The sequence below is a fragment of the Streptomyces sp. NPDC058619 genome (genome assembly GCF_042717785.1).
Lineage (GTDB): Bacteria > Actinomycetota > Actinomycetes > Streptomycetales > Streptomycetaceae > Streptomyces.
Map to the genome: position 1 here is coordinate 1 of NZ_JBHXQN010000030.1, position 25,758 is coordinate 25,758.

24 protein-coding genes are annotated in these 25,758 nt (G+C 72.5%); 10 read left to right on the forward strand and 14 right to left on the reverse strand.

Features of this window, described 5'->3' with window-relative positions:
* Window positions 1-804 precede the first annotated feature (804 nt).
* Window positions 805-2,043, forward strand: a complete 1,239-nt coding sequence (locus ACFWTC_RS25590) for a PP2C family protein-serine/threonine phosphatase (RefSeq protein ID WP_383926635.1) — start codon at window positions 805-807, stop codon at window positions 2,041-2,043.
* 94 nt (window positions 2,044-2,137) lie between these two features.
* Here ACFWTC_RS25590 and ACFWTC_RS25595 read toward each other — a convergent pair whose 3' ends face one another.
* Entirely contained in the window at window positions 2,138-2,533 is a 396-nt protein-coding gene (locus ACFWTC_RS25595; protein WP_384028612.1) for an ATP-binding protein, read from the reverse strand.
* Window positions 2,534-2,883: 350 nt separating this feature from the next.
* On the opposite strand from ACFWTC_RS25595, the gene ACFWTC_RS25600 reads away from it, so the two are divergent.
* The 3 genes from ACFWTC_RS25600 to ACFWTC_RS25610 all read left to right on the forward strand — a co-directional run bounded on the left by ACFWTC_RS25600 (window position 2,884) and on the right by ACFWTC_RS25610 (window position 4,639).
* Window positions 2,884-3,192 carry a hypothetical protein gene (locus ACFWTC_RS25600; protein ID WP_384028610.1) on the forward strand — a complete coding sequence of 103 codons (309 nt, stop codon included), beginning with the start codon at window positions 2,884-2,886 and terminating at the stop codon, window positions 3,190-3,192.
* A 102-nt stretch (window positions 3,193-3,294) separates the two neighbouring features.
* A complete protein-coding gene (locus ACFWTC_RS25605; RefSeq protein WP_384028608.1) occupies window positions 3,295-3,879 on the forward strand; it encodes a hypothetical protein in 585 nt (194 codons plus the stop codon).
* Window positions 3,880-4,042: 163 nt separating this feature from the next.
* Window positions 4,043-4,639: a hypothetical protein gene (locus ACFWTC_RS25610; protein WP_383926624.1), complete on the forward strand. Its 597-nt coding sequence runs from the start codon at window positions 4,043-4,045 to the stop codon at window positions 4,637-4,639.
* A gap of 324 nt (window positions 4,640-4,963) precedes the next feature.
* Here the strand turns inward: ACFWTC_RS25610 and ACFWTC_RS25615 are convergent, their stop codons facing one another.
* The 4 genes from ACFWTC_RS25615 to ACFWTC_RS25630 all read right to left on the reverse strand — a co-directional run bounded on the left by ACFWTC_RS25615 (window position 4,964) and on the right by ACFWTC_RS25630 (window position 8,589).
* Window positions 4,964-5,884: a SigB/SigF/SigG family RNA polymerase sigma factor gene (locus ACFWTC_RS25615; RefSeq protein WP_384028607.1), complete on the reverse strand. Its 921-nt coding sequence runs from the start codon at window positions 5,882-5,884 to the stop codon at window positions 4,964-4,966.
* A gap of 271 nt (window positions 5,885-6,155) precedes the next feature.
* Window positions 6,156-6,995, reverse strand: a complete 840-nt coding sequence (locus tag ACFWTC_RS25620; protein WP_384028605.1) for an alpha/beta hydrolase — start codon at window positions 6,993-6,995, stop codon at window positions 6,156-6,158.
* Window positions 6,996-7,077: 82 nt separating this feature from the next.
* Window positions 7,078-7,761, reverse strand: coding sequence for an NADPH-dependent F420 reductase (locus tag ACFWTC_RS25625; RefSeq protein WP_383926638.1), 684 nt, complete (start codon window positions 7,759-7,761; stop codon window positions 7,078-7,080).
* Window positions 7,762-7,776: 15 nt separating this feature from the next.
* Window positions 7,777-8,589 carry an inositol monophosphatase family protein gene (locus tag ACFWTC_RS25630; RefSeq protein ID WP_383926615.1) on the reverse strand — a complete coding sequence of 271 codons (813 nt, stop codon included), beginning with the start codon at window positions 8,587-8,589 and terminating at the stop codon, window positions 7,777-7,779.
* 113 nt (window positions 8,590-8,702) lie between these two features.
* On the opposite strand from ACFWTC_RS25630, the gene ACFWTC_RS25635 reads away from it, so the two are divergent.
* Window positions 8,703-9,635 carry a LysR substrate-binding domain-containing protein gene (locus tag ACFWTC_RS25635; RefSeq protein WP_383926612.1) on the forward strand — a complete coding sequence of 311 codons (933 nt, stop codon included), beginning with the start codon at window positions 8,703-8,705 and terminating at the stop codon, window positions 9,633-9,635.
* A 113-nt stretch (window positions 9,636-9,748) separates the two neighbouring features.
* Here ACFWTC_RS25635 and tal read toward each other — a convergent pair whose 3' ends face one another.
* A complete protein-coding gene (tal, locus tag ACFWTC_RS25640) occupies window positions 9,749-11,431 on the reverse strand; it encodes a transaldolase (protein ID WP_383926609.1) in 1,683 nt (560 codons plus the stop codon).
* Between the two features lie 397 nt (window positions 11,432-11,828).
* Here tal and ACFWTC_RS25645 point away from each other — a divergent pair, with 397 nt between their 5' ends.
* The 3 genes from ACFWTC_RS25645 to ACFWTC_RS25655 are packed head-to-tail and all read left to right on the forward strand — an operon-like array spanning window position 11,829 to window position 15,310.
* A complete protein-coding gene (locus ACFWTC_RS25645) occupies window positions 11,829-13,040 on the forward strand; it encodes a lycopene cyclase family protein (protein ID WP_383926606.1) in 1,212 nt (403 codons plus the stop codon).
* Between the two features lie 9 nt (window positions 13,041-13,049).
* The gene (locus ACFWTC_RS25650; protein WP_383926604.1) at window positions 13,050-13,760 is read left to right on the forward strand and encodes a class I SAM-dependent methyltransferase; all 711 of its coding nucleotides are present in this window, start codon (window positions 13,050-13,052) and stop codon (window positions 13,758-13,760) included.
* Window positions 13,757-15,310 carry an FAD-dependent oxidoreductase gene (locus tag ACFWTC_RS25655; RefSeq protein ID WP_384028603.1) on the forward strand — a complete coding sequence of 518 codons (1,554 nt, stop codon included), beginning with the start codon at window positions 13,757-13,759 and terminating at the stop codon, window positions 15,308-15,310. The genes ACFWTC_RS25650 and ACFWTC_RS25655 overlap by 4 nt, the downstream gene beginning before the upstream one ends.
* A gap of 48 nt (window positions 15,311-15,358) precedes the next feature.
* Here the strand turns inward: ACFWTC_RS25655 and ACFWTC_RS25660 are convergent, their stop codons facing one another.
* From ACFWTC_RS25660 to ACFWTC_RS25680, 5 genes are all read right to left on the reverse strand, one after another.
* Window positions 15,359-16,354, reverse strand: coding sequence for a DUF5914 domain-containing protein (locus ACFWTC_RS25660; RefSeq protein WP_383926598.1), 996 nt, complete (start codon window positions 16,352-16,354; stop codon window positions 15,359-15,361).
* Window positions 16,351-17,316 carry a phytoene/squalene synthase family protein gene (locus ACFWTC_RS25665; RefSeq protein ID WP_383926596.1) on the reverse strand — a complete coding sequence of 322 codons (966 nt, stop codon included), beginning with the start codon at window positions 17,314-17,316 and terminating at the stop codon, window positions 16,351-16,353. Before ACFWTC_RS25665 ends, ACFWTC_RS25660 begins: the two co-directional genes overlap by 4 nt.
* The gene (locus tag ACFWTC_RS25670) at window positions 17,313-18,848 is read right to left on the reverse strand and encodes a phytoene desaturase (protein WP_383926593.1); all 1,536 of its coding nucleotides are present in this window, start codon (window positions 18,846-18,848) and stop codon (window positions 17,313-17,315) included. The genes ACFWTC_RS25665 and ACFWTC_RS25670 overlap by 4 nt, the downstream gene beginning before the upstream one ends.
* Window positions 18,845-20,056, reverse strand: coding sequence for a polyprenyl synthetase family protein (locus ACFWTC_RS25675; protein WP_383926591.1), 1,212 nt, complete (start codon window positions 20,054-20,056; stop codon window positions 18,845-18,847). Before ACFWTC_RS25675 ends, ACFWTC_RS25670 begins: the two co-directional genes overlap by 4 nt.
* Window positions 20,057-20,517: 461 nt before the next feature.
* Window positions 20,518-22,758 carry a catalase gene (locus ACFWTC_RS25680; RefSeq protein WP_384028601.1) on the reverse strand — a complete coding sequence of 747 codons (2,241 nt, stop codon included), beginning with the start codon at window positions 22,756-22,758 and terminating at the stop codon, window positions 20,518-20,520.
* Window positions 22,759-23,436: 678 nt separating this feature from the next.
* Here ACFWTC_RS25680 and ACFWTC_RS25685 point away from each other — a divergent pair.
* Window positions 23,437-23,886, forward strand: coding sequence for an SRPBCC family protein (locus ACFWTC_RS25685; RefSeq protein WP_383926585.1), 450 nt, complete (start codon window positions 23,437-23,439; stop codon window positions 23,884-23,886).
* A gap of 175 nt (window positions 23,887-24,061) precedes the next feature.
* Window positions 24,062-24,235 (forward strand): CsbD family protein, encoded by a 174-nt coding sequence (locus ACFWTC_RS25690; protein WP_383926582.1) that lies wholly within the window; start codon window positions 24,062-24,064, stop codon window positions 24,233-24,235.
* Between the two features lie 290 nt (window positions 24,236-24,525).
* Here ACFWTC_RS25690 and ACFWTC_RS25695 read toward each other — a convergent pair whose 3' ends face one another.
* From ACFWTC_RS25695 to ACFWTC_RS25705, 3 genes are all read right to left on the reverse strand, one after another.
* Window positions 24,526-24,966 carry a hypothetical protein gene (locus ACFWTC_RS25695; protein WP_383926579.1) on the reverse strand — a complete coding sequence of 147 codons (441 nt, stop codon included), beginning with the start codon at window positions 24,964-24,966 and terminating at the stop codon, window positions 24,526-24,528.
* A 420-nt stretch (window positions 24,967-25,386) separates the two neighbouring features.
* Window positions 25,387-25,527 carry a hypothetical protein gene (locus tag ACFWTC_RS25700; RefSeq protein ID WP_383926576.1) on the reverse strand — a complete coding sequence of 47 codons (141 nt, stop codon included), beginning with the start codon at window positions 25,525-25,527 and terminating at the stop codon, window positions 25,387-25,389.
* Window positions 25,524-25,742 (reverse strand): hypothetical protein, encoded by a 219-nt coding sequence (locus ACFWTC_RS25705; RefSeq protein ID WP_383926573.1) that lies wholly within the window; start codon window positions 25,740-25,742, stop codon window positions 25,524-25,526. The genes ACFWTC_RS25700 and ACFWTC_RS25705 overlap by 4 nt, the downstream gene beginning before the upstream one ends.
* Window positions 25,743-25,758 lie beyond the last annotated feature (16 nt).

The window sequence follows — 25,758 nt, forward strand, 5'->3', positions numbered from 1 at the left end:
CCGGCGCGGCACCCTCCGCCGCAGCCAGCACATCAGCCAGTCCGAACCGGTCCCGCGTCACATCAGCCTCCAAAGGTTGAAGGCTCTCCTTCCCAGGAAACGGCACAATCACAACCCCGACCACCCCGGACGCGCGGGCCGGCGGCATCGCGGCGAAACGGCTCCCCCGGGCGACTGAGCATCCCGGTCGCCCCCCGCCGGGGGATGCTCCGGTGTCGGCATAGGCTTTCCGGCGCGGGGCAGGCGCCGGGTGGGTCGGACTCAGCCCGTGCACCTCCTCCTCCGGAATGCGACACAGGGCAGGGCCCGGCCCGCCACTGCCCGGGGTTCTTCGTTCGCCGGCCACCACAGAACGCGACCGCGGGCGGAGATGCCGTGAGTACGCCGTGTCGGCGTCGCGCCGCTGCGGCAAGGCCCGTACAAGCGGTTCAGCGGCCTGCGCCTCCACGCTGTCGCGTTCGCTTCTGCGCATCTCCTGCCGCTCGTGAGCGGTGGCCGACTCCCGGCGGGGGTTGGCGGGCGCGTGTCGCGCGGGGGATGCGTCCTGGATGCGTCTGGGTGCGGCCGTGGCGGAGGTTATCGGTCTGGTCGGGTGGTGGGGCCGGTGCGGGCAAACTGCGGGGTCCCGGGGGCCGCCGTGGTGCAATGTGAGCTGTCCGGTGCCGTCTTGGCGCGGATCTTCGGGCATCCGGGACGGAGTCCCGGGGCGGCATCGAACAGCAAGGGGTCGCTGTGACCGCAGGAGAGCCGGACGGCGTGCGGACCTCTCGTCCCTCCACGGGCGGGAGACGCCGGGGCAGGGCGATGACTCTGGCGGGGGCGTTGGAGGCGGCGGAGGCCGCGGCGCCGGTGGAGTCGCTCGACGTGGTTGCGCGCATGCTCAAGGACCACCTCGGGGCTGTCTCGGTGTCGTTCCTGATCACCGACTTCACGGGCAGCTCGGTCGTTCGGCTGGGAGTCGCGGACAGTGTCGAGACCGATGAGCCGGCCCGGCGGATTCCGCTGCGCGGCACCCTGTACGAGGACGTGATCCGCAGCCAGCAGCCGCAGGTGGAGCACAGCGGCGAGGGCCGGCTGGTGCGCGTGGTGGCCCCGGTGACCAACCGCGGGGATGCCATCGGGCTCCTGGAGCTGTTCCTGCCCGCGGTACCGGGCGCGGAAGTGATGCGGGAGATCGGCGAGACCGCGCACGCACTGGCGTACATCGTCATCGCGAACCGGTCCCACACCGATGTGTACCAGTGGGGCCGGCGCACCAAGCCGCTGAGCCTGGCTGCGGAGATCCAGCACCGGCTCCTCCCGGCGTCACTGGCGTGTGAGGCGGCACAGTTCGCGGTAGCCGGGGCGCTGGAGCCCGCCGACCATGTCGGGGGCGACACCTTCGATTACGTGATCGACCGGGATACGGTCCAGCTGTCGGTGACCGATGCGATGGGCCACGACGTCGGCGCATCGCTGCTCGCCACCCTGGTGGTGGGCGCCCTGCGACGGGCCCGGCGGGCGGGCGCCGGCCTCGCCGAACAGGCCCACCAAGCCGACCGGGCCATGCGCGATCACGGCCGCAGCGGCTATGTCACCGGTCAGCTGCTGCGCATCAGCCTGCTCGACGGCCAGACGGAATTCGTCAACGCCGGGCACCCCTGGCCACTGCGCATGCGGGACGGGGAGGTCCACGAGATCGTTCCGAAGATCGATCCGCCGTTCGGCCTCAGCCTCTACACCCCGCGCGACAACGACTACCGGGTGCAGGCGCTGGATCTGCGCCCGGGTGACCGGCTGATCATGCTGACCGACGGGATGCTGGAGCGCAACGCCGAGAACCTCGACCTGCCGGACCTGATCATCCGCACCCGCGCACTGCATCCCCGCGAAGCCGCCCGCACCCTCATCAAAGCCATTGTCGACGCCGGTGATGGCCACCTCGACGACGACGCCACCGTCATGTGCCTGGACTGGCACGGCGTCCACCACTCCGAGCGCGACGCCGCCACCGGCGCCGACCTCACCGATGCCTCACAGCCCTCAGGGACGGTCCCCCGCTGAAGGCATCCGTCCCGAATGGCTCGGCGCCGGCCCCGAAGGGTGGGACCCGTCCCGCTGACGGGCTTGCCGTGGCCGTCGGCAGGTCGGCAGGCTGTTACCAGGGGAGCTCCGCGCAGATGGTCTTGCCACCTTCCGGGACCGGATTGATGCGGATGTGGGTGGCAAGTCGCTTGACGAGGAACCATCCCCATCCCCCGGTCCCGTCCGTACTGGGGGTCCGCGGCTGGGGAAGGTGTGGGCTGCGGTCGGTGACACAGACGTCGATGGAGCCGTCGAGGAGTTCCAGGCGCAGGGCGCAGGGGCCGACGGTGTGGCGGATCGCGTTGGCGACGAGCTCGGCCACCACCAGGAGGACGTTGTCCGTGCTCTCGTCCTTGGCGGGGGCCCGCAGGCGGGTTGCGCGGGTGAGGAAGGCACGGGTGGCGTCGCGTGCTGCTGCGGCTGGTCGGTTCATGCGGGACAGGGGCTGGTCCAGGACGGCTGCACTCACCTGTTCCTCCTTCCGTCCTGTGGGCTTGTATGTCGCGCATGCCCCGCTACGCGAGCGGAAACCGGGACACGCCGGCTTTCCGCACTTCGCGCTTGCCCTGGGACACCCACCCCGGCCGCGTCCTTGAGGACAGCGGGTCCTCGCGGGCTGGCGCTGGGCGCCGTCGGCCGTGCGCTTCTCCGCCGCGATCCAGCGGCGTGCCGATGTCTCCCCATTCAGCTGATTAATTCTTTACATGATGCTTATTCCGTCCTTTTCGGGTAGTCGCTGGGTGGGACGGCGTCGATCTTGACGTGATCCCCACCCATGGAGCGCACCACGTGCTCCGCACGACGGATTGGACAGCTGCCATGACCACAGCGAACCCGGGCGGCACCCCCGAAGCCCACCGGACCGCCAAGACAGACGTTTCCGGACACGGGACACGCCGCCTGTCCACCGAGACGAAATCAGCACTCAAGACGACGGAGTTCTTCGTCTACATCGCTGCCGTCATCGCGGTCCTGATCGCCTCCATGGTGGTGGGCACCGAGGATGACCACCGCGACTACTTCCGCGCCGACATGGCATGGCTGTACATCGTGATCCTCACCTTCGGCTACATGATCAGCCGAGGACTGGCCAAATCCGGCAGCCGCGACCACTACGACGGCTCCTGACCCCCGCCCTGCCGACGACCATCACCGGCCAGCCCCCGGAACGCCGTTTCCACTGCGCACAATGAGTCTTGAACACCGGAATCCGGCAGGGAGCAGGCCGCGTTGACGACACCACCACAAGACGCAGGCCAGCCTGCTCAGGGCTGGGCCGACTCCGTCCTCGACCGGCTCGACGTCGCGGACACTCTTGATCGGACCCTGATCACCGCGATCCACGGATACGAGGACCTCGCCGGCGAAACCCACCAGCGGCGCGCCAACGCCGTCCACGCTGCCGCCATGGGCCTCGGACCGCCGGGATGGGCCGCCGCGGCAGGCATCAGCGAGTCCCTCCTCGCCGAATGGAGGAGGGATCCAGTGTTCGACCACGCCCTCACCACGGCCGCGGCCATGGCCGGCGCCGACCGCGCCGACCGCGCGGGACAGCTCAACGGCGTGGGTCTGCGGCTCCTCCTGCTCTCCCTTGCCCAGGGCGCGTCCCTCAGCCGATCCGCCACCGTCGTCGGACTCAGCCTCAGGCAGGTGCACCGCATCCGCCGCAGCGGCACCGCGGTCAGCAGCCTGATCGACGCCGCCATCCTGCGTGGACGCAGCCGACGCGCCCACAAACCAGCCTCCGGCTACCGGCTGGTCCACCGCGCCGAAGACCCTCCCAGCGCGCCGCCCGCAAGCTCCACCCCGCAGTAGACCCACCGGAGCGCACACCCCTTCCGGGCTGTCCGCTCCGGCATCTTCCCGCGGGCCGTTCGGACCAGCCGCGCTGGCGGGGGCCGGTTGCCGGGGTGACGGTGGCGGGAGCGTCGGCGGGCCTGCCGACGCTCGTGCCGCGCCCCGCATGAGGAGCCGTGTGATGTCCGAACGCCATACCGTCCTACGCAGCCTTCACGATGTCGGCCTGGCCGCATGGTTCGGCGGGTCACTGATGGGCGCGGTCGGCCTCAACGGTGCCGCGAAGGAGCAGGGCGCGGACTGGCAGCAGGGTGCCAGGATCGCGAGCGCGGGGTGGGCCCTGTGGGCGCCTGTGGGTGCGGTCGCGATCGGCGCGCACCTCGTCGGGTCCGGCGGCCTGCTCGGTGCCAACGCCGCGCGTATCCTCACCCAGCAGGGCGTCGCCGCCTCCACCCTGGCCAAGACCGCCCTGACCGGGGCCGCGCTGGCCGCCAGCGTCTACGGCCGGGTCCTCGGCAAGAAGATCGAGCTCGCCTCCTCCGAGAGCCCCGAGGACGCGGGGAAGGCCGAACGGCTTCCTGTCGACACCGGGCAGGCCGAGCGCCACCTGTCCTATGTGCAGTGGGCCGTACCTGCCCTGACCTGTGGTCTGATCGTCCTCAACGCCCTCCACGGCGAGCAGCAACGGCCCGCCCAGCAGCTCTACGGAATGCTGCGGCGCGCCCGCACCCTGGCCCCGTACCTGGTGAGCAGCCACCACTGGCATCCGACCCATTGAGCCGTGCCGGCGTACCGGGAGGTCCCCGGCGCGTATCCGGGCGCCGGTCGGACGCCGCTCCCGTCTGTCGCGCCGACCGGCTGGCGCCGGTCGTAGCGGGGCGCGGGTGGGGTCTCACGGCCCGGTCGGTGCTCCGGCGGTGCGCGGCTTCGGGCCCGCGTCCGGCCGGCGTCGCCGCCGTAGTACACGACCTGGGCTCCGGTGTGCCGGTCGTCGGGGGTGAAGGGGCTGCCGGGGGGTGGCGTGGGTCCGGGAGAAGTGGTCGCTGGAGCACTGCGGGGGCAGGGCGGCGAACGCCGCCGTCGATTCGACCGCCGGGCCCTTCTATGCGGCGAGCATGCCGTTTCGCAGCCCGGTCAGGATGCGGGTGAGCAGACGGGATACCTGCATCTGCGAGATGCCGAGCTCGGCACCGATCTCGGACTGGGTCATCTCCTGGGCGAAGCGCATCCGGAGAATCCTGCGGTCTCGTTCGTCGAGGTCGCGCAGGAGCGGCGCGAGGGTGTGGAAGTCCTCGAAGAGGGCCATCGCGGGATCGGTGTCACCGACCGTGTCGCTCAGCGGCCGGCTCTCGCGGCAGGCAGCCGTGCGGTCCGTGGCGCCGGTGGCCGAGTCGATGGAAGCACTGCTGTAGCCGTTGGCGGCCACCAGCCCCTCGATGACCTCTTCCTCGGAGAGTTCGAGGTGCTCCGCGATCTCCCTGACGCCCGGGGCACGTCCGAGGACCTCGGTGAGCGCCTCCTGGCATTTGGCGAGTTCGACCCGCAGTTCCTGCAGGCGGCGGGGGACGTGCACGGCCCAGGTCGTGTCGCGGAAGTACCGCTTGATCTCGCCGGTGATGTACGGGAGGGCGAGCGTGGTGAACTCGACTTCCCGCTCGGGGTCGAAGCGGTCGATGGCCTTGATCAGTCCGATGGTGCCGACCTGGATCATGTCCTCGATCTCGATACCGACGTTGATTCGGGCGGCGAAACGGCGGGCGGCGAACCGGACGAGGGAGATGTTCATCTCGATCAGGGTGTTGCGCGCGTACTGGTACTCCCGGGTCCCCTCCTCCAGCTTCCTCAACCGCGCCAGGAACAGACGCGACAACTCCCTCGCGTCCGCGGGCGCCACCTCCCGCGCGTCGTCGATCCGCGGCAACGCCTCTCCGGGCTGCCCGGCGACCACGGAGGTTTCAGCGCGGGGCAAGGCGCCGGGGACCGTCCCCCGGGCGGCAATGGCGGCTGCGGCGACGTGGGACATGGAACCGTTCCTCCCCTGCACGAATGGGTTGCGCGGGCCGTGTGCCCACACGAGCGGCTCGCAATCAGACCGGCCCCGAGTTGTCGAGCCGATCAGGGCATCGCGGGTGCTCGGGTGCTGCATGCGCGGCGGTGGGCGGTCTGTGCGGCCGACCCGGCCATGGCCCGCGTCTGGGCGAGAGACGGAACAGCCCGGGGCGAAGGCCTTGTGGCGGGCGTGGACGGCCGCGGGCCGGAGCAGCCACGGGCCGGAGCAGCCGCGGGAAGCTGCCTCAGGACCGGTTGGGGAGCAGGCCGGTGATCGCGCGGGTGAACTCGGCCGGCTGCTCGATGTGGCCGAAGTGGCCACTGTGTTCGAGGACGGCCAGCCGGGCACCGGGGATGCCGTCCCGCAGCATCACGGCCCAGCGGGGGCCGCAGATGAAGTCCCGCCGCCCCGCGATCACGAGGGTCGGTGTGGTGATCGCGCCCAGCCGGTCGCGGACGTCGAACGGCTCCGGGTCGGGCGCGGTGGCCGGCTCGGCGCAGATGTGTACGCCGGCGAGGAAGTCAGCGAACTCGTCGCGCCGGGCCCAGTAGTCGGCGAAGTAGACCGGCATTGCTTCACGCAGCCTCGTACTGAGCTGCTCGTCGTCGGCTGCGTTGAGCGCGCTCTGGAAGGCTGCGGGGATGCCGGCCGCCTCGGGCTGGTCGGGGTAGAGGTCCGGGTAGGCGTTCAGCCCTGCCATCGCGGCGGCCCACCAGTCCGGGCCCGCGACGGGTGAGGTGTGGTGGAGAATCAGGCCGGCCAGCCGGTCCGGGTGGTCCAGCGCGTGACGCTGGGCGATGAAACCTCCGTGCGAGTGGCCGAGCAGGTGGACCCGCGGTTCGCCGAGGTGGTCGATGAGGGCGGCCAGGAAGTGGACGTAGGTGTCCAGGCCGTAGGCCGCGGGGCTGTCGGAGGATCCCGTGCCGACCGGCTCCGGGTAGACCACGGTGAAGTGCTCTTCCAGTTCGGGAGAGCGGAGGTAGGCGTAGTCGAAGCCGGGGCCTCCGGGGTGGGCGACGAGCACCGGCCCGCTTCCGGCCACGTGGTACGTCATCCGGACGCCGTCGACGCTTACGGAGCTCATGCGATGTGTTTCCTGCTCGTTCAGAGGGGTTGCGCCCCCGCAGCCGGGCTGGCTGTCGCGTGGTGCGGTGGCCCGTACGGGGTCAGCGGGCGAGGGAGACGGCGAAGGGCGTGAAGCCGTGGCGGTTCAGAATGTGGGGGACGATGAGGATCATGGCCTCGGTTGCGCGGGCTGTGGTGATGTCCCCGAGGTCCTCGATCCAGGCGCGCTGCCACCCCAGGTCACCGAGCAGGCCGGTGACCGTCTCCTTCGCGTCTTCGTCATTGCCCGAGACGTAGACGGTCGGCGGCGTGGCCAGGGTCTCCGGAGCGGTCATGACCGTGAACAGCATGGTGTTGAGGGTCTTGACCACACGGGTGTCGGGGAGGGCGGCCTGTAGCTGTTCGGCGAGGCTGCTGCCGGGGTAGCACAGGCCGCCGGGCAGACCGCCGACGTCGTGGGTGGCGTTGGAGACGTCGATGAGGAGCTTCCCGGCGAGTTCCGTGCGCAGGCCGGTGAGACGGTCCAGGGTGCTGTCGCCGGGCGTCGCGTTGATGACGATGTCCGCGGCGCGGACGGCGGTGCGCTGGTCGGAGAGGGAGAAGCGGGAGCCGGCGGCTTCGCCGAGGGCTGCGGCGGGCGCCTGCGTGCTCCGTCGGCCGAGGATGACGCGGTGTCCGGCGGTGGTGAGTTTGCCGGCGAGGTTGGCGCCGACACGGCCGGCGCCCAGGATGGCGATGCTGGTCATGAGGTGATGCTCCTTGCGGGATCGGGCAGGAGGAAGGATGCGGGCCGCTCCCGGTCAGGCGATGGGCGACAGGATGTCGAGCGCGGCGGCGTGGACGCCGGGGGCGGCGGCCAGGAAGTCCCGGCTGGCGGTGCTCCACGGTTGCCCCGCCAGGTCGGTGACGGTGCCTCCGGCCTCGGAGACCAGCAGGGCTCCGGCGACCAGGCCGGAGCGGACGTCGGAGAACTGCCAGAACGCGTCGGTGCGTCCTGCGGCGACGTGGATGAGCTGCATGGTGGCGGGAACGGACACGCGCACGACCAGGCCGTTGACGAGCATGGCGGTGACAGAGTCACCGATCCGCCGGAAGGTGTCCTTGTCCTCGCCGGGCTTGGCCTGGCCGGTGCCGATGAGCGCGGCGCCCAGGTCGGACTTGGCGGACACCTTCAGGGAACGGCCGTTGAGGCGGGCACCGGCGCCGGCTGCGGCGGTGTAGGTGTCGCCCGTCAGCGGCAGGTGGACGACGGTCAGTACCGGCTGGTTGTCGCGGACAAGGGTGGCGGTGACGGCCCAGTCGTCCATGCCGTGGACGTGGTTGATGTTGCCCTCGGCGGGGTCGACGACCCACCACTCCCCCGGCGGCAGCGCGCCGCCGGCCAGCTCGTCCTCAGCCCACCGCGATCCCTCCCGGGCCCGCAGCAGCGGCTCCCGCAGCACGTGGAGCACCGCGTCGTCGTTGGCGTGGATCTCCTCGACTACCTCGTCCAGGCTCACGCCTCGGGCGTGCGGGGTGTAGCGGTCAAGCAGCGTGGCGCCGGCGGCCTTCACCGCCGCGGTCACATCGGACATGAGCGTCGTACCGGCGGCGAAAGGCATGGCTGTGCTCATGGCGGGCTCCCGGGTTCGATGTGTGCGGGTGATCGCCTGCGTCCCGCACTTCGAAGGTAGGCCGCCCTAGACTTAACAACAAGTGCATGCTTGTCAGTTGTAGAGTTACCGCCATGCAACTGGATCTGAATCTGCTCACGGCTCTGGACGCCCTGCTGGAAGAGGGCAGCGTCGCCGGCGCGGCGGCACGCCTCCACGTCACCGCACCGGCGATGAGCCGCTCCCTGGGCCGCATCCGCAAGGTCACCGGAGACCAGATCCTGGTCCGCACCGGCCGCAGCATGGTCCCCACCACCCGCGCGCTGGCCATGCGCGCCGAGGTCCACGCCCTCGTGCAGCAGGCCCACCGACTTCTCTCCGCGCAGCAGGAGCTCGACCTGGCGGCTCTGGACCGGGTGTTCACCGTGCGCTGGCACGACGCCCTGACCGCCGCCTGCGGCACCGCCCTGATCACCGCCCTGCACCGGCAGGCCCCCGGCGTCCGGCTGCGCCTGTCCGCCGAACCCGGGACGGACGACGCCGAGCTGCGCCGGGGTGAGGTCGACCTCGAATCAAGCTCCATCGCTCCGGCGCTCCCCGACATCCGCCACCGCCTCGTCGGCAGGGACCGGCTGGTCGTTGCCGTCCGGCCGGGCCACACGCTCACCGAAGGCCCGCTGAGCCCCGAGCGCTACGCGGCCGCCGAACACCTCACCGTCTCGCGGCGCGGAAGCCTGCGCGACCCGATCGACGACGCCCTGGCCACGGGCGGTCTCGAACGACGCGTCGTCGCCGCCGGGCCCACCGCCGCCTTCGCGCTGCAACTCGCGCTCGGCACCGACCTGGTCGTCACCCTCCCCGACGCGGTCACCCGCGCCGCCCGGGAACAACTCGGCCTCGTCACGCTGCCCCCGCCGCTCCCGTTGCCCCACGTCCCCCTGTACCTGCTGTGGCACCAGCGCTACGACGACGACCGCGCCCACACCTGGCTGCGCGAAACGGCCACCCAGACCATCCGGGCACTGTTCGCACCACCGGCCGCCTCGCCCAGTCCCGCCTCTGCCTGACCGGCAGAGGCAAGGCCGGGCGGAGGAACCAGGACGGCGCGGCTACAGGGGGGTCGGCCACCCGCCCCGGCCGGTGACCTTCTGCTCGGCGTCACCCGGGCTGGGCCGTGGCGTCATCCCGCGGCTGCGGCCGGGCCGCCGCCACCGGGCTGGGGGCGGCGCAACGTCCGGGTGGCCGCCGAGGCGCGCAGCTTCTCCAGAGCTTCGATCTGCCGCCCGGCGCGTTCGATCAGGGTGTCCAGCTGCTCGGCGGCCAGGCGCTCGTCGGTTTCGGCGAGGGCGCGCAGGGTCCGCCAGCAGGCTGCCTTGCCCTGGACGCCCAGGAGCATGGCCTCCGCTTCGAGGACGTCGCTGAGCGGGGAACGGGAGAGGAGATGCCCGTTGGGCTTGAGCCTGCCTGCTTTCTCGGCGATCCAGCCCATGGCGGCCTTCGAACGGCTGGTGGGCACTCCCAGGTCGGTCATGAGCTGCGCCAGCGCGTCACGGTCCTCTTCGACCTGGCGGGCCAGGTCGGCCAGTGCCGTGCTGCTCTCTCCGCTGGTCTGCGCCGCCGCGGCCCGCCGGAACAGTTCCAGGCCCCCGGTGGCGCCGGCGTAGTGGTCGTTGAGGTAGGTCGCCAGGTAGTCGGCGCCGTCGGAGTCGCCGTCCCGGCTCCCGCTGCCGCCGCTCTGGGCCGCTTCGGGGTGCATCTCGCGCTCCACGGAGGCTCCGAGGTCCTTCCAGCTGTCTTCGAACTTGGTCAGTCCTTCGCGCTCCAGGGTGTCGGTGACATCGGTGAATTCGACGCCGGCGTGCTCCAGCGCCTCGAGGTGGCCGGCGGCGGCCGCGTAGTCGTCCGCGTCCGGCTGGTGGGCGGGGAGGGTGCCGTGGTCGGCGAACGCGGCCAGGGTGGCGCCCGGCATGGTGTTCACGGTGCCCGCGATGACGAGTTCGCTGACGTACATCGTGTCGGGGTAGGACGGGTCCTTCACCCCGGTGGACGCCCACAGGGGCCGCTGGACCCGGGCCCCGGCAGCGGCGAGGCGCTGCCAGCGCGGTTCCGCGGTCATCTGCTCGTACGCCCGGTATGCCAGCCGGGCGTTGGCGACCGCGGCCTTGCCCTTGAGTGCCCGGGCCTCGGGGGTGCCGAGGTCGTCGAGGCGGCGGTCGACCTCGGTGTCGACGCGGGAGACGAAGAACGAGGCGACCGAGTGGATGTCCGACAGGTCGCGCCCTGCGGCCTGCGCCTGCTCCAGGCCGCTCTGGTAGGCGTCCATCACGTCGCGGTAGCGGTCCAGGGAGAAGATCAGCGTGACGTTGACGCTGATGCCCTCGGCGATGACAGCGGTGATCGCCTTCAGCCCCTTGCGGGTGGCCGGGATCTTGACGAGCAGGTTCGGCCGGTCGACCGTCTGCCACAGCTTGCGGGCCTGGGCGGTGGTGGCGTCGGCGTCTTGGGCCAGGCGTGGGTCGACCTCGATGGAGACCCTCCCGTCGGTCCCGCCGGTGCGCTCGTAGACCGGGCCGAAGGCCGCGCAGCCGTTCCGTACGTCGTCGGTGGTCAGGGCGAAGACCGCGTCATCGACGCTGGCCGCGCCGGCGCCGAGGCCGCGCAGCTGCTCGTTGTAGCGGTCGCCCTTGGACAGGGCGGAGGCGAAGATCGTGGGGTTGGTGGTGACCCCCACCACGTGCTTGTCAGCGATCAGCTTGTTGAGCTCGCCACCGGCCAGGAGCTCGCGGGACAGGTCGTCGAGCCATATCGACACCCCCGCTGCGGACAAATCGGCAAGCGGGTCGGGGCCAGCGGAGTAGGACATGCGAAACCTCCAGATGATGCAGCGCCGCTCGCGCTGAGGATGCTTCCCGCCCGGCGGGCGGGCTTGCCGGCGGCGGCGCTCGACACCGTGGTTCTCTTCGCGCATGCCCGCATCGCCCCGTGGCAAGCGCACTGCCCCGCTCCGTGACGGTCTGCGGCGGGCTCCGGCCCGCCTCGCCCCCGGGCTGCCGAGCACCGGGACCGGACGGGGGCCCTGCGGGTTCCTGTCCCCGGCGGGGGCCGTCCCCCGCGGGGGTGGCGCCGGAGGGCCATGGGGATGGTCCTTCTGCCGCCTCCCGTGGTCCTTGGGGCCCCCCTCCCGCGGGAGGGGTTGACTGCATCCGCTGGGGTGGTCGGCGCGGAAGAGGGACGGTTGGCGCGATGGGCGGGAGGACGGGGTGAGCCGGGATTCCGATGTGACCGTCGTCGGGGCCGGGGCGGCCGGGCTGTCGCTCGCGGTCGGCCTCGCGCGGCCCCGCTCCGGGGGAGGGCCGGCGCCGCGCGTGGTCGTGGTCGACGCGCCGCCGGGTCCGTTGCGCCCGCCCGCCCGGACCTGGTGCTTCTGGGAGGCGGGCGCCGGTCCGTACGACGGGCTGCTGGCCGCGAGCTGGAACCGGCTGCGCCTGTACGCGCCGGACGGCGCGGTGATCGACCGTCCGCTGGGGCCGATGCGGTACAAGATGCTGCGGTCGGACCGGTTCGGGGCGGCCATGGCGGGGCGGCTCGGTGCGTACGGGGTCGATGTGCGGCTGATGACGGTGGAGTCGGCGCGGGATGCCGCCGGGGGTGCGGTGGTCTGCGGCAGCGACGCATCGGGGGCGCCCTCGGTGATCCGGTCGGGGCTCGTCTTCGATTCGCGGCCGCCGCGGCGCCTGCCCGCCGCCCGGACCACGCTGCTCCAGCACTTCCGGGGCTGGTTCGTGCGGACCGCCGAGCCGGTCTTCGACCCCGACGCGGCGACCCTGATGGACTTCCGGCTCCCCCAGCCGCCCCGGGGACTCGCCTTCGGGTACGTGCTGCCGCTCAGCCGGTACGAAGCACTCGTCGAGTACACGGAGTTCTCCCGCTCCGTGGTGGACGGGGCGGCGTACGACCGTGCCCTGCGGCACTACTGCACGTCGGTCCTGGGCCTCGGCCACTACACGGTGGGTGAGCGGGAGCAGGGGGTGATCCCGATGAGCGACGGCGTCTACCCCCGTCGCGGCGGGCGCCGGGTCTACTTCATCGGCGCGGCCGGCGGGGCGACCCGGCCGTCCACCGGCTACACGTTCGCCGCGATCCAGCGCCAGAGCCGCCACCTGGCCGAGGCGGTGCGGGCGGGCCGCTCCCCCGCCCGGGCACCCGCCGTGCACGGGCGCCGGGCCCGGGCGATGGACGCGGTGCTGTTGCGCGCGCTGGACACCGGGCGGGTCGACGGCGGGGCCTTGTTCTCCCACCTCTTCGCGTCCCTGCCGGCCGAGCGGGTCCTGCGGTTCCTGGACGGCGCGACCTCGCCCGTCGAGGACTTCGGGATCGGTCTGCGCACGCCCGTCCTGCCCATGCTGCGGTCTCTTCTGGAACTGCCGCTCCTCCGCCGATCCGTCCCGGCCTCGGGGCCGGGACGGTACTGAAAGGCTGTCATGTCACTGCTGCGCGAAGACTCCCTGTCGGTTGCCTTCGACCGTGCCGCGGCACGCTACGACCTGCTGGTCGCGGCGAGCCCCGGCTACCACGGACATCTGCGCCGCTCGGCCCGCCGGCTGGGGCTGCCGGACGCGGGCCGCGGCGTCCGCGTCCTGGACCTGGGCTGCGGTACGGGCGCCTCGACGGCAGCGCTGTTGTCGGCCGCGGGCGCGGCCCGCGTCACCGGGGTGGACGCCTCCGCGGGCATGCTGGAACGGGCCGCGGGCAAGAACTGGCCCGCCGGCGTCGACTTCGTACGGGCGTCGGCCGACCGGCTCGGCGAGGCGGGCGTCCACGGGCCGTTCGACGCCGTCTTCGCCGCGTACCTCTTCCGCAACGTGCCCGATCCCGGCCTGACGCTGGCCCGCGTGCGGGCCGTGATGGCGCCGGGCGCGCGGATCGCCGTGCACGAGTACGCGCTCAGCGGGGAGCCGGTGCACCGGGCGCTGTGGACGGCCGTGTGCCGGACGGTGATCATGCCGCTGGGCCGGGCGGGCGGCGACGCGGGACTGTACGAGCACCTGTGGCGCAGCGTGGTCGGCTTCGACACCGCGCCGGAGTTCGCCGCGCGGATGCGGGCGGCCGGGTTCACGGACGTTCGGGTGCTGCCGCTGCCGGGCTGGCAGACGGGGATCACCCACACCTTCGTCGGGCGGGTCGCCGCGTGAGCGGGGCCTACCCGGGCCGGGACCGGCGGGCCCGGCGCGTCGATCCCCGCGGCGGGCGGCCGCGGGTCGAGCGGGACGGGCCGCGGGTGGCCGTGGTCGGCGGGGGCATCGCGGGCCTGTCTGCGGCCACGGTGCTCGCCGAGCGCGGTGTGCGCGTCGTCCTCTTCGAGCGGGACGCGCAGCTCGGCGGCCGGCTGGCGGGGTGGGGGACGAGGCTGGCGGACGGCTCGGAGGCGACGATGAGCCGCGGGTTCCACGCGTTCTTCCGGCAGTACTACAACCTGCGGGCGCTGCTGCGCCGGACCGATCCGGGGCTTCACGGGCTGACGGGGCTGGCGGACTATCCGCTGCGCCACCGCGACGGCGGGCAGGACAGCTTCGCGCGGGTGCCGCGTACGCCGCCGCTGAGCGCGCTCGGTTTCGTCGCGCAGAGCCCGTCGTTCGGCTGGCGTGATCTGGGGCGGATGAATCCGCGCGCGGCCCTGCCCCTTCTGGATGTCGGTGTCCCGGGGGTGTACGAGGCGCTGGACGCGGTGAGCGCCGACGAGTTCCTGGCCTCGATCCGGTTCCCGGAGGCGGCGCACCATTTGGCGTTCGAGGTGTTCTCGCGGAGCTTCTTCGCGGATCCGGCGACGCTGTCGGCGGCCGAGCTGGTGCTGATGTTCCACATCTACTTCCTCGGCTCCAGCGAGGGGCTGCTGTTCGACGTGCCGCGCGAGCCGTTCCCGCAGGCCCTGTGGGATCCGCTGGCCCGCTATCTGGGCGGGCTCGGGGTGGAGTTGCGTACGGGCACGCCGGTCCACGAGGTGCGCCCCGTCGGCGAGGAGCGGGTGGAGGTCGCCGCGGGGGCAGCCGTGGAGCAGTTCGACGGGGTGGTCCTGGCGCTGGACACCGGGGGGCTGCGGGCGGTGGCCGGGGCGTCGCCACGGCTGGTGGGTCCGGCGTGGCGGGCATCGGTCGCGGGGCTGCGGACGGCGCCGCCGTTCCTGGTGTCGCGGCTGTGGCTGTCGCGGCCGGTGGCGGGCGGCCGGCACGGGTTCCTGGGCACCAGCGGCTTCGGCGACCTCGACAACGTGAGCGTCCTGGACCGGTGGGAGGGCGAGGCGCACCGGTGGGCGCTGCGGAGCGGCGGTTCGGTGGTGGAGCTGCACGCGTACGCGGTCGATCCGGCGGAGCGGCGCCGGGATGTGGAGGAGCGGCTGGTGGGCCGGTTGCGCGAGGTGTATCCGGAGACGGCGGACGCCGGGATCGTGGATGTGCGGCACGAGTGGCGTGAGGACTGTCCGCTGTTCACGGTGGACGGCTACCGGGAGCGGCCGGGTGTGCGGACGGGCGATGCGCGGGTGGTGGTGGCCGGGGACCTGGTGCGTACGGGTCTGCCGGTGGCGCTGATGGAGCGGGCGGCGACGAGCGGGTTCCTGGCGGCCAATGCGCTGCTGGAGCGGTGGGGTGTGCGGGGCGAGACGCTGTGGACGGTGCCGGACCGGGGGCGGTCAGCGGCGGGCCGGCTGTTGGCGGGGCTGGGGCAGCGGACACCGCGCGTGCCGTAGCGGGCCGGCCCGGTCCGGACGGGCCGGTCCCCTTGGCGCGGGGTCGGTTCAGCCGGGGAAGTGTCCTGTGCTGCGCAGTTGCCAGCGGCGCTCGGCGTACGCGAGGTCGTCGCGCCACAGCCGGCCGGCGGTGCGGCGCATGAGGGGCCGCAGGAGGGGGGCGGCGGTGCGGGCGAGGGTGAAGCCGGGTCGGTGGGAGGTGGCGATGACGGCTTCGGTGACCCGGGTGCGGGGGCGGCCGTCGCGGCCGGGCCCGAGCGGGGTGGCGTGGGTTTCCACGACGGAGCCCCGGCCTTCGCCCTCGGTGATGTGCATGACGACGGTGCGGGGGCCGGGGGCGGTGAACTCGGCCGTCACGGGCACGACGATGCGGCGGGCCACCTTGAAGGAGACGCGCACGGTCAGGACGTCGGTGTCGGCGCCGTCGTCGAGGACGGTGAGGTCGGCGAAGGAGTAGGGGTGGAACCACGCCCCGTGCCAGGGGTCGAGGCGGTTGGCGACGATGTCCTCCGGCTCGCAGGCGCCGGTCCCGGTGTAGACGGCGGCCAGGGAGCGGGCGGCGGGTGGCCGGGCCGGCACGGGGGGCGCTTCGAGGGGTTCCTCGCGGCCGTGGTCGTCGAGCCGTACCCAGGCCAGGACGCCGTCGTCGTGGGCGGGGTAGGGGTTCCATCCGGCGAAAGGGGCGCCGGTGAGGGCGAGTCCGTGCCAGGGGCACACCAGGGTGCCGCAGCGGACCGGGGCCTGGGCCAGCGCGGCGCCCAGGTGCGGGCAGGCGCCCGGTCCGGCGACGAGCGCCCCCTCGGCGTCCCGCCAGGCGACGGTCTCGGTGCCTTCGACGGTGACGCCGTACCCGGTGTCCGTACGGACGGAGCTGCTGGGGCCCAGGACGTACCAGTTGCCCGTGGGCCGGGCCTGGGCCCGTTTGAGGGCGGCGTCGATGAGCCGGGGCGAGGCGCTGCGCCAGGTCGGTTCCTGCCGGTGCCAGGCCACGGGTTCGCGGCGCAGGCCGACCGGGATGCGGCGGCGGGGGGCGCGGGGGCTCATCGGGCCGGCTCCTTGGCGGCGGGGGCGGCGGGGGCGGTCAGGCGGCCGGCGGCGATCCGGGCCAGTCCGGCGGCGGCGACGGCCGCCCTGCGGGTGAGGGGGACCGCGGAGCGGTGGTGGACGCTGGCGTACCCGTCGCGGGCGACGGCGTCGAGGATTTCGCCGTAGAGGACGAAGGCGGTGCGGACGCAGGGCCGGGAGTGGGGTTCGAGCATGTTCAGGCCGGGTTGTGCCCTTGCGTAGAAGCGCCGGGCCAGGGCGGCTGCGGAGCGCAGGGCGTGGGTGATGCGGGGGTCGCGGCGGCCGGTGCGTCTGCTCCAGAACAGCAGGTCGCGGTCGACGCCGTCGGCGGCGAGGAGGTCGGCGGGGAGGTAGACGCGGTCGCGGTCGAGGTCTTCGCCGACGTCGCGGATGAAGTTGGTGAGCTGGAACGCCTCGCCGAGGGCGGCGGCGTGCGGGGCGGCTTCGTCGCGGGGGGCGGTGTGGCCCAGTACGGGGAGCATCTGGAGGCCGATGACGGCGGCGGAGCCGTGCATGTAGCCGCGCAGCGCGTCCAGCGTGTCGTAGTCGGTGACGGTGAGGTCGCTGCGCATGGAGGCGAGGAAGTCGTCGAAGTGGCTGTGGGGGATGCGGTAGCGGTGCGCGGTGTGGGCGACGGCGGTGACGACGGGGTGGTGGCCGGTGCCGCCGGTGATCGCCGTGTGGAGGTCGCGCGAGAGGGTGTGGAGCCGTCCGGCGCGGTCGCCGGGCCCGGTGGGGGCGGCCAGGTCGTCGACGATGTCGTCGGCGAGCCGGGCGAAGGCGTAGAGGGCGTGTACGGCGGGGCGGCGGGAGGCGGGCAGCAGCCGGGTGGCGAGGAAGTACGTCTTGCCGTGCCGGGCGTTGAGGCGGCGGCAGCGGTCGAAGGCCGCGCGCAGGGCGGGGTCGGTGATGGCGGCGGCGTCGAGTTCGCGTCGCGTCATGCGGGGCTGCCTTTCGTCGCTGCGGGGAGTGGCGCCGTGGTGCGGGGGCGGGCGGGCAGGCCGGTGATGCGGGCGGCGGCGAGGCGGCCGGAGATCAGGACGGTGGGGACGCCGACGCCCGGGGTGGTGCCGCAGCCGGCGAGTACGGCGTTGGCGGTGCCGCGTACGAGGTTGCGGGGGCGGAAGGGGCCGGTCTGGGGGAAGGTGTGGGCGACGGAGAAGGGGGTGCCGGCGGCGTGGCCCTGGGAGGTCCAGTCGGCGGGGGTGACCAGGACCTCGGTGTCGATGGCGTCGGCGAAGCCGGTCAGGCCCCGGGCCTCCAGCTCGCGCAGCAGGCTGTCCCGGTAGCGGGGGCCGAGGTCTTTCCAGGAGGCGGCCGGGGGGCCGACGGCGGTGTTGGGGCAGGGCGCGAGGACGTAGTGGGTGTGCCTGCCGGGCGGGGCGAGGCCGGGATCGGTGGCGGTGGGCCGGGTGATGAGGAGGGAGGGGTCGCTCATCAGGCGGCCGCTGCGGGTGAGTTCGTGGAAGGTCTGCTTCCATGCGGCGCCGAAGGAGATGGTGTGGTGGGCCAGGTCCGGCCAGGTCCGGTCGGTTCCGGCGTGCAGGACGACGGCCGACGGAGAGTGGCGCAGGGCGAGCGGGCGGCGGGGGCGGGCGCCGAGCAGGCGGTAGGAGACGGGCAGGTCCGGGGTCAGGACGACCGCGTCGCAGGGGATGCGCTGCCGGTCGGTTACGACGGCGGTGATGCGGTCGCCGGTGCGCTCCAGGCGGGTGACGTTCTGGCCGTGGTGGAGGGTGGCGCCCGCCTCGGTGGCGGCGGCGGCCAGAGCGGTGGGGACGGCGTGCATGCCGCCCTCGGGGAAGTACACGCCGGCGATGGTGTCCATGTAGGCGATGACGGCGTAGGCGGCGAGCGCGCGGGCCGGCGGGACGCCGGCGTACAGGGCCTGGAAGGAGAAGACGCGCTGCAGCCGCTCGTCGGTGATGAACCGGCCGATGGCGGGCTGGAGACGGCCGAATCCGCCCAGGGCGGCGAGGCGGGCCAGGTCGGGGTGCAGGAGGGAGAGGGGCGAGTCGAAGTTGGTGTCGATGAAGCGGCCCATCTGCGCCTGGTACAGGTCGTGCAGCCAGTGGCGCAGGCGGCGGTAGCCGGCGGCTTCGCGGCCTCCGGCGAAGCGTTCGATCTCCGCTTCCATGGCGTGGGCGTCGGTGTGGACGTCGAGGCTGCTGCCGTCCGCGAAGCGGGCGTGGTAGGCGGGGTGGAGGGGGTGCAGGGTCAGCCGGTCGGACATGCTCTGGCCGACCGCGGCGAAGGCCTCCTCCAGCAGGTGGGGCATGGTCAGGACGGTGGGGCCGGTGTCGAAGCGGTAGCCGTCGCGTTCGATGAGGCCGGCCCGGCCTCCGGGGAGGCGGTCGCGTTCGACGACGGTGACCCGGCGGCCGGCGCCGAGGAGGTGGAGGGCGGCGGAGAGACCGGCGAGGCCCGCGCCGACGACGACCACGTGGTCGGTGCGGCCGGTGATCGTCTTCATCGGGTGCCTCCGCGGTGGGCGGCGGGTCCGGTGGCGGCGGCGTTGTGCGGCGGGGGCGAGGCGATTTGTCTGAGCAGTTCGGTCAGGTGCCGGGCGGCGGGGCCGTGCAGGCGGGCAGCGGTCAGGTGGCGTTCGCAGGCGCGCACCAGGCGGTCGATGCGCCGTTCGACGTGGGCGGGTGCCCCGGTGGAGTGAAGGGCCGTACGGACCGAGGCCAGGGCCGGGCCGGAGAGGGGGCCGCTCCCCCGGCAGGCCTGGAGGAGGTCGACGACGTCGGTGTTGCCGGTGGCGCGGGCGCGCGCGTGGGCGAGGGCGAGCAGGTACGTCGCCTTGCCGGAGCGGATGTCGTCGCCCGAGGGCTTGCCGGTGACCGCGGGGTCGCCGAACACGCCCAGGAGGTCGTCGCGGAGCTGGAAGGCGATTCCGGCGCACCGGCCGGCGGCGGCCAGGGAGCGTCGGGTGGCGTCGTCGGTTCCCGTCAGTGCGGCGCCCAGGGCCAGGGGCTGTTCGACGGTGTAGCGGGCCGTCTTGAGGCAGACGGTGCGGATGGCGCGGGTGGCCGAGCGGGAGGAGGTCGCCTGGCCGTGGAGGTCGAGGTACTGCCCGGCGACCATCTCCGTCCGCATGGCCCGCCAGATCTGCAGGATGTCGGTTCGTACGGGCGGGTCGAGGTCGGCTCCGGCGACGAGGTCGTCCGCCCAGCACAGCGCGAGGTCTCCGGCGAGGACCGCGACGGACTGGGCGAACGGTGCCGGGCCCGCGTCCTCCGGGAAGGTGTTCGCCGGGAACTGGAGTCCGATCTGCGCGTGGAAGGAGGGCCTGCCGCGGCGTACTGCCGACTGGTCCATGACGTCGTCGTGGACCAGGGCGCAGCTCTGGATGAGTTCGATGGCGGCAGCCAGGCGCAGCGCTCCGGCGACGTGGGCGTCGGTACCGCCGCAGGCGCGCATGGCCCACCACAGGAAGCGGGGTCGGATGCGCGAGCCGCCGCCGAGGGTGAAGGCGGTCAGCCGCTCCGCGACGTCGGTGGCGAAGACGGGGTCGAGCGACCGGCTGTACGCGACGGACTCGGCGCACAGGCGCGCCAGTTCGCCCGTGACGGCGTGGGTGACGTCGGCGTCGACGGCAGCGGCGGTGGGCCGGGAGGCGTGTGCGGTCTGCCGGTGGGGGGTGGTGATGAGGTGGCGGGCGACCGACTTCGCGTGCATAGAGTCCTCCGTGTCGTGAAGTGGTGCTTGCCACCTGTTCCGCGTTCACCCGGCGCACGGATGCGCTCTCCCGCGACCCTGGACCGTGCGAGGCATTTGTCCCCCGCGGGCGGAGGAGCTCAGACAGCAGACGGCGCCCGTCCACCTGATGGGTGCATCGGATGCGGGGCGAACGGCGGCGGGGGCCGCGGGCAGGGGCCTCCGCCGGACGTCGTCGGTGTTCTCCGGCGGCGTCGGGGCACGGCTCGTCCCCTCGCCCGCGTCGAAGGGGGGCCGTCCCCCGGTGCCGGCGGGTGCACGGGCTTCTCGCGATCGGGGCCTTGGCCGCTCGCGCGGTGAGTCGGTCGTGACGGTGGGGAAGGCCGTCCGGGCCCTGACACGACGACCGCGCCCGACCCTGGCGCGGCCGTGAGGGGCGGCTGCGGCGGGTGGGGCGCGGTCGAGGTGGTGCGGTGTGCCTGTCAGAGGGCGGGCGGGAACCTGTCCCAGGCGCGGTGCCCGCCCAGGGCTGCGGTGATCGCCTGTACCGCTGCCGCGCTGCCGTCGCCGAGGGCGACGCCCGGTTCGTCGGCGGTGATGCCGGTGGTTTCGAGGAGTTGCTCCGCGCCGTTCCAGCCGCCGAGGGCCTTGCCGTGGCGGAACGCCTCGGTGAGCAGGAGCAGGACGCGCGGGTCGGGGGCCGAGGGGGGCTGGGCCGTGCCGGCCTTGGCGTCCCGGGCGCCGTAGGCGTCTGCGCCGGCCTGGGGTGCGCCGGCGAGCAGGAGGGCGTCGAACTCGACGGATCGTGCGGTGGCGAAGGTCCGCTGCACCGTGACCGGGTCGCCGTCGAGGCCGAGGGTCCCGCCGGTCGGGGCGATGACGAGGGGGACCATTCCGGCGTCCAGGACGGCCTGCCGCGCGGTCCGTACGCCGTCCAGGTCGGCGGCGGCGTCGGCGATGATGCCGATGACGCGGCCGTCCGTGGGCCAGGTGCCTCCCATCTGGGAGAGCGCGGGGCTGGGGTCGGGAGTGACGAGCGGCACGGTGGCCGCGGGTGCGGGCAGGCCGAGGCCGGTGGCGACTTCTTCGCAGAGCTGCGGGTCGATGTTCGCCAGGACCTTCAGGGTGCGTTCCTTGACGGCCTGCTCATAGCACTTGTTCAGCTCGAAGGTGTAGGCGGCGATGATGTGCTCGCGCTCGGGCGGGGTCATGCTGAGCCAGAACTGGCGCGGCTGGCTGAAGTGGTCGGAGAACGAGGCGGGCGCCTCACGGACCTTGCTCGCCGCGGGAACCTTCACGGGCGTCTCGATGAACGCGCCCATGTCTGCGCCGGCGAGGAAGGGGCAGCCGCCGTCGAGGCTGTTGGGCCGGTACGGGGCCACGCCGGTGTGCACGGCGGTCTGGTGCATGCCGTCGCGGAGCATGTCGTTGACGGGTGCGTGCGGCCGGTTGATGGGGATCTGGCCGAAGTTGGGGCCTCCGAGCCGGCTGATCTGGGTGTCGAGGTAGGAGAAGAGCCGGCCGGCGAGCAGGGGGTCGTCGGTGACGTCGATGCCGGGGACGAGGTGGCCGGGGTGGAAGGCGACCTGCTCGGTTTCCGCGAAGTAGTTCTTGGTGTTGGCGTTCAGGGTCATCAGCCCGATGGGCTGTACGGGGGCGAGCTCCTCCGGAACGATCTTGGTGGGGTCGAGGAGGTCGATGCCTTCGAAGGTCTGCTCCGGGGTGTCGGGGAAGACCTGGATGCCCAGCTCCCACTGCGGGAAGGCGCCGGACTCGATGGCGTCGGCGAGGTCCCGGCGGTGGAAGTCGGGGTCCATGCCGTTGATCAGCTGGGCCTCCTCCCACACCAGGGAGTGCACGCCCAGCTTCGGCTTCCAGTGGAACTTCACCAGTACGCTCTCGTCGGCCGCGTTGACGAGGCGGAACGTGTGGACGCCGAAGCCCTCCATCATCCGGTAGGACCGGGGGATGCCGCGGTCGGACATGTTCCAGAGGGTGTGGTGGGTGGCCTCGGTGTGCAGGGACACGAAGTCCCAGAACGTGTCGTGGGCGCTCTGCGCCTGCGGGATCTCCCGGTCCGGGTGCGGCTTGCCGGCGTGGATGACGTCGGGGAACTTGATCGCGTCCTGGATGAAGAACACCGGGATGTTGTTCCCGACCAGGTCGAAGGTGCCCTCTTCGGTGTAGAACTTCGTGGCGAATCCCCGGGTGTCGCGCACGGTGTCCGCCGAGCCCCGCGAGCCGAGGACGGTGGAGAACCGTACGAACACCGGCGTTTCCACGTCCTTGGCCAGGAACGCGGCCTTGGACACCTCGCCGGCCGTTCCGTAACCCTGGAAGACCCCGTGCGCGGCGGCACCGCGGGCGTGGACGACCCGCTCCGGGATCCGCTCGTGGTCGAAGTGCATGATCTTCTCGCGCAGGTGATGGTCCTGCAGCAGCACCGGTCCACGGGCCCCCGCCTTCAGGGAGTGGTCGGTGTCGGGGAGCCGTGCGCCCTGAGAGGTGGTGAGGTACGCGCCGCTCTGCGCCCTGCGTGTCTGCTCGGCTCCGGTGGCCTGGCCGGTGGGGCTCACGGTCTCCGGTCCCTGCTGGTCCGCCTTCGGCGGCAGGGGCTCTGCGGGTTGCATCGGCTCGGCCACGGGCGGCGGCACCGGCCCGGGCCTGCCCGGCAGCCCGTCTCCGTCTGCGCCGGGGGTGGTGGTGTCGTGTGCTGCGCTCATGATCTCTCCTCAGGGTCTGCGGAACGTCTCGGTCATGACCGCAGAGCCGCGGGGCTCAGGCGGGCCCCCGCTGTCACACGACTGCACGGGGGGCATGGCATCTGCCCGGCGTACCGAACGGGCCGGGTGCCGCGTTCGCCGCCTACCCGGTGGAGAGGGAACAACCCGTCCACGGACGAGAAAGCTCCCAGCCGGGAGAAATCGCCTCAAATGCAGGTCGTGAAATGCAGGTAGTGCGGGGTAACGCGCGGTTCACCGGCGGGCAGGGCCGGCAGGAGCTCGTCGTGCGTCAAGTTTCCCTCGTACTCCACCGTGACGGAATCCGCGGAGTCGCCCACCCGGCAGAATCACCGTTTTGAACGGCCATCCTTCTCTGGGCTCCCGAAAGGCGTTGGCGCAGCTTTTGCCCATGTCAATGCCACTGACTCATTTTCCGGGGTCCTCCTTAACGAAGTGCGGGGATCACCCTGCCCGACACACAGCTCCACCTTGCAGTTGTGTCCGGCCCCACTTCGGGAGCCGGGACACGACCGGATGTAATTTTCGCGGACTAATTCCCGTGCCGTTTGGGGGTCATGGCCTGGCGCCCTGTGGGCAGTAGCGCAGCGAAGGGCATTCATGACCACGCCCGCGTGTCGACGAACGTCGGCGCGTCCGTGAGAGAAGGAGCTGCTTTTCATGTCGCAGGTCGAAGAGTCCATCGAGGTCGACGTTCCCGTCCGGACCGCCTACAACCAGTGGACGCAGTTCGAGACGTTCCCCCGGTTCATGGACGGCGTGGAGAAGATCACCCAGGTCAACGCCACGCTGACCCACTGGGAGACCAGGGTCGCCGGCGTGGAGCGTGAGTTCGACGCCGAGATCACCGAGCAGATCCCCGACGAGCGCGTCGCCTGGACCACGGTCGGCGGCGAGGCCAAGCAGGCCGGCGTCGTCACCTTCCACCACCTGGCCGACAACAAGACCAAGGTCATGCTCCAGCTCGACTACGACCCCGAGGGATTCACCGAGAACGTCGGCGACAAGCTCGGCTTCGTCAAGCGCCGGGTCACCGGTGACCTCAAGCGCTTCAAGGAGTACATCGAGACCCGCGGCGCCGAAACCGGCTCCTGGCGCGGCGAGGTCTGACCTCAGCATCCCGGGCAGCCGCAGACGATCAGCGGGATCGCGGCCATGAGCAGCGAATTCCACTGGCCGGCCGGGGGGCTTCGCCGGCAGTCGGAATGGGCCGGCTGTTTGGGCGGGGGGTTACGGGTCATACGGGTTTGTAAGACTTTTCCTATCGAGCAGGGAGTGATCAGCTGTGTCTGGTGAGCAGAAGGCCGAGGCGAAGGGCGAGCAGGCCAAGGGCAAGCTCAAGGAGACCGCTGGCCGCCTGACGGGCAACGAGCGGATGACCGCCGAGGGGCACGCCGAGCAGGCCAAGGGCGATGCCCGGGAGGCCAAGGAAAAGGTCAAGGACACGTTCAAGCACTGACCCCCGCGCACACGGGGCCGGGACCGCAGCTGCGGTCCCGGCCCCGACGCATGCCCGCGTGCTGTCCGGCGCGGTCAGACGGGTGAAGAGGATCGTGCGGCGGCCGTCGCGCTCCTGCTCCGGAACCTGGGCAAAGGGACAGTCGATGTGTGAGGGTTTCACACTTCCGGTCGTACCTGCGGACCCCCCGCTCCCAGCAAGGTTCAGCCACCCTCCGGTGCGTGCCTTCCACAGCGCTGGATACTCAGATCACCATCATCTCGACGCGAGGGTGCGTGGGTGATCCCCGGTCAGCGGCGGCCGGTGGCCAGGATGACGAGGAACTGGCCGCCGCCCGCCTCGATGTCGGCGCTCACCGGCATCCCCGGTACCAGGCGGGAGAACCGGTCCACCAGCCAATCCGCCGCCTCTTGGGCGTCCTTCCTGGTCGGACAACGGCCCACCATCTCGCGGCCGCCCTTGCGCCCCAGCCTGTCGGCAACGGCGATCAGCGGCGCGGGTTCGACTACGTACAGGCGCTCCGGCCAGGCGATGACCGCCTTGACCGCACCCTTGCGGGTATTGCACCCGCGGTGCGCGAGCCGCTCGGCGACCTTGGCCTTCCGGTCGGCGGTCCGGCTGTCGACACTGGGCCCCCGCGGGTCGTTCACCGACTCGTCGGGGTCGACCGGCTCGTCACACACCCAGCACCGCCAGCCGTCACGCTCGGCCACATCATCTAGAAGACTCATCCCAGCAAACTAGCCTGCCCGGCCGCCACCCGCGCACCAGGGCCCGGCAACGTCCCGACACCGGCCAACAGTGCTGCGACACCGGGTCGACTGGCGTGCATGACACGGGCTCGGCGCGGGCCAGGCCGGCTGGATGCTGCCGGGCAGGACGGGCAGGAGAGGATCGCGGCACGCACCAGGGCCTGGGGCGTCGTAGGAAGCATGTCCGCCCACCGGCCGGTGGCTCTGCGCCTTCGTATGTGCGACGTTCGCAGCGACGGCCTGGCGGGCTCCCGAGGTCATGCGGCCCAGGTGCGGGAGGCCCCCCGTCAGCTCGGCCGGAATGTCATCGCCCAGGACGCCGCGCAGCTGGTCGGCCGGCCCGGGGCCGTCTTCATCCCATCCGGTCAGCCAGGTGATCCGAGGGGGACGGCCGGCCCGTCAGTTCTTCGGCAGGGGCAGCAGTTCGGCATGCCTGACCGTGTAGCCGCCCTTGGTCACCGGGGCGTACGCGGCGGGGGCCATGCAGGTGCCGACCTGGGCTTCCGCGGGAACGGCGTCGCCGCTCGGCAGCAGGTTCACGCCGTTCCAGGAGAAGCCCAGCTGAACGAGCGGACGTCGTCGTCCGGGTAGTAGGGGAGGACGAACCCCCCGCTCCCCGTGACGCTCGCGTACCCGGTCTTGTCCGCACGCTGCTCGGCGGAGGCGACGGGCGCAGCACTCAGGGGTAAGCCGACGGCGAGGGCGGCGAGCAGGGCCGGGAGGACCATCGTCCTGGGGCGGGGCATTGAAGTCATGGGGCTCTCCGCGTGG

Coding starts and splice junctions, on each gene's coding strand:
- ACFWTC_RS25615 (WP_384028607.1), bottom strand. CDS start 5,884: ATGTCCCACGTCGCCGCAGCCGCCATTGCCGCCCGGGGGACGGTCCCC.
- ACFWTC_RS25620 (WP_384028605.1), bottom strand. CDS start 6,995: ATGAGCTCCGTAAGCGTCGACGGCGTCCGGATGACGTACCACGTGGCC.
- ACFWTC_RS25660 (WP_383926598.1), bottom strand. CDS start 16,354: ATGAGCCCCCGCGCCCCCCGCCGCCGCATCCCGGTCGGCCTGCGCCGC.
- ACFWTC_RS25665 (WP_383926596.1), bottom strand. CDS start 17,316: ATGACGCGACGCGAACTCGACGCCGCCGCCATCACCGACCCCGCCCTG.
- ACFWTC_RS25610 (WP_383926624.1), top strand. CDS start 4,043: ATGTCCGAACGCCATACCGTCCTACGCAGCCTTCACGATGTCGGCCTG.
- ACFWTC_RS25705 (WP_383926573.1), bottom strand. CDS start 25,742: ATGACTTCAATGCCCCGCCCCAGGACGATGGTCCTCCCGGCCCTGCTC.
- ACFWTC_RS25675 (WP_383926591.1), bottom strand. CDS start 20,056: ATGCACGCGAAGTCGGTCGCCCGCCACCTCATCACCACCCCCCACCGG.
- ACFWTC_RS25600 (WP_384028610.1), top strand. CDS start 2,884: ATGACCACAGCGAACCCGGGCGGCACCCCCGAAGCCCACCGGACCGCC.
- ACFWTC_RS25650 (WP_383926604.1), top strand. CDS start 13,050: ATGTCACTGCTGCGCGAAGACTCCCTGTCGGTTGCCTTCGACCGTGCC.
- ACFWTC_RS25635 (WP_383926612.1), top strand. CDS start 8,703: ATGCAACTGGATCTGAATCTGCTCACGGCTCTGGACGCCCTGCTGGAA.
- ACFWTC_RS25670 (WP_383926593.1), bottom strand. CDS start 18,848: ATGAAGACGATCACCGGCCGCACCGACCACGTGGTCGTCGTCGGCGCG.
- ACFWTC_RS25630 (WP_383926615.1), bottom strand. CDS start 8,589: ATGAGCACAGCCATGCCTTTCGCCGCCGGTACGACGCTCATGTCCGAT.
- ACFWTC_RS25685 (WP_383926585.1), top strand. CDS start 23,437: ATGTCGCAGGTCGAAGAGTCCATCGAGGTCGACGTTCCCGTCCGGACC.
- ACFWTC_RS25590 (WP_383926635.1), top strand. CDS start 805: ATGACTCTGGCGGGGGCGTTGGAGGCGGCGGAGGCCGCGGCGCCGGTG.
- tal (WP_383926609.1), bottom strand. CDS start 11,431: ATGTCCTACTCCGCTGGCCCCGACCCGCTTGCCGATTTGTCCGCAGCG.
- ACFWTC_RS25680 (WP_384028601.1), bottom strand. CDS start 22,758: ATGAGCGCAGCACACGACACCACCACCCCCGGCGCAGACGGAGACGGG.
- ACFWTC_RS25695 (WP_383926579.1), bottom strand. CDS start 24,966: ATGAGTCTTCTAGATGATGTGGCCGAGCGTGACGGCTGGCGGTGCTGG.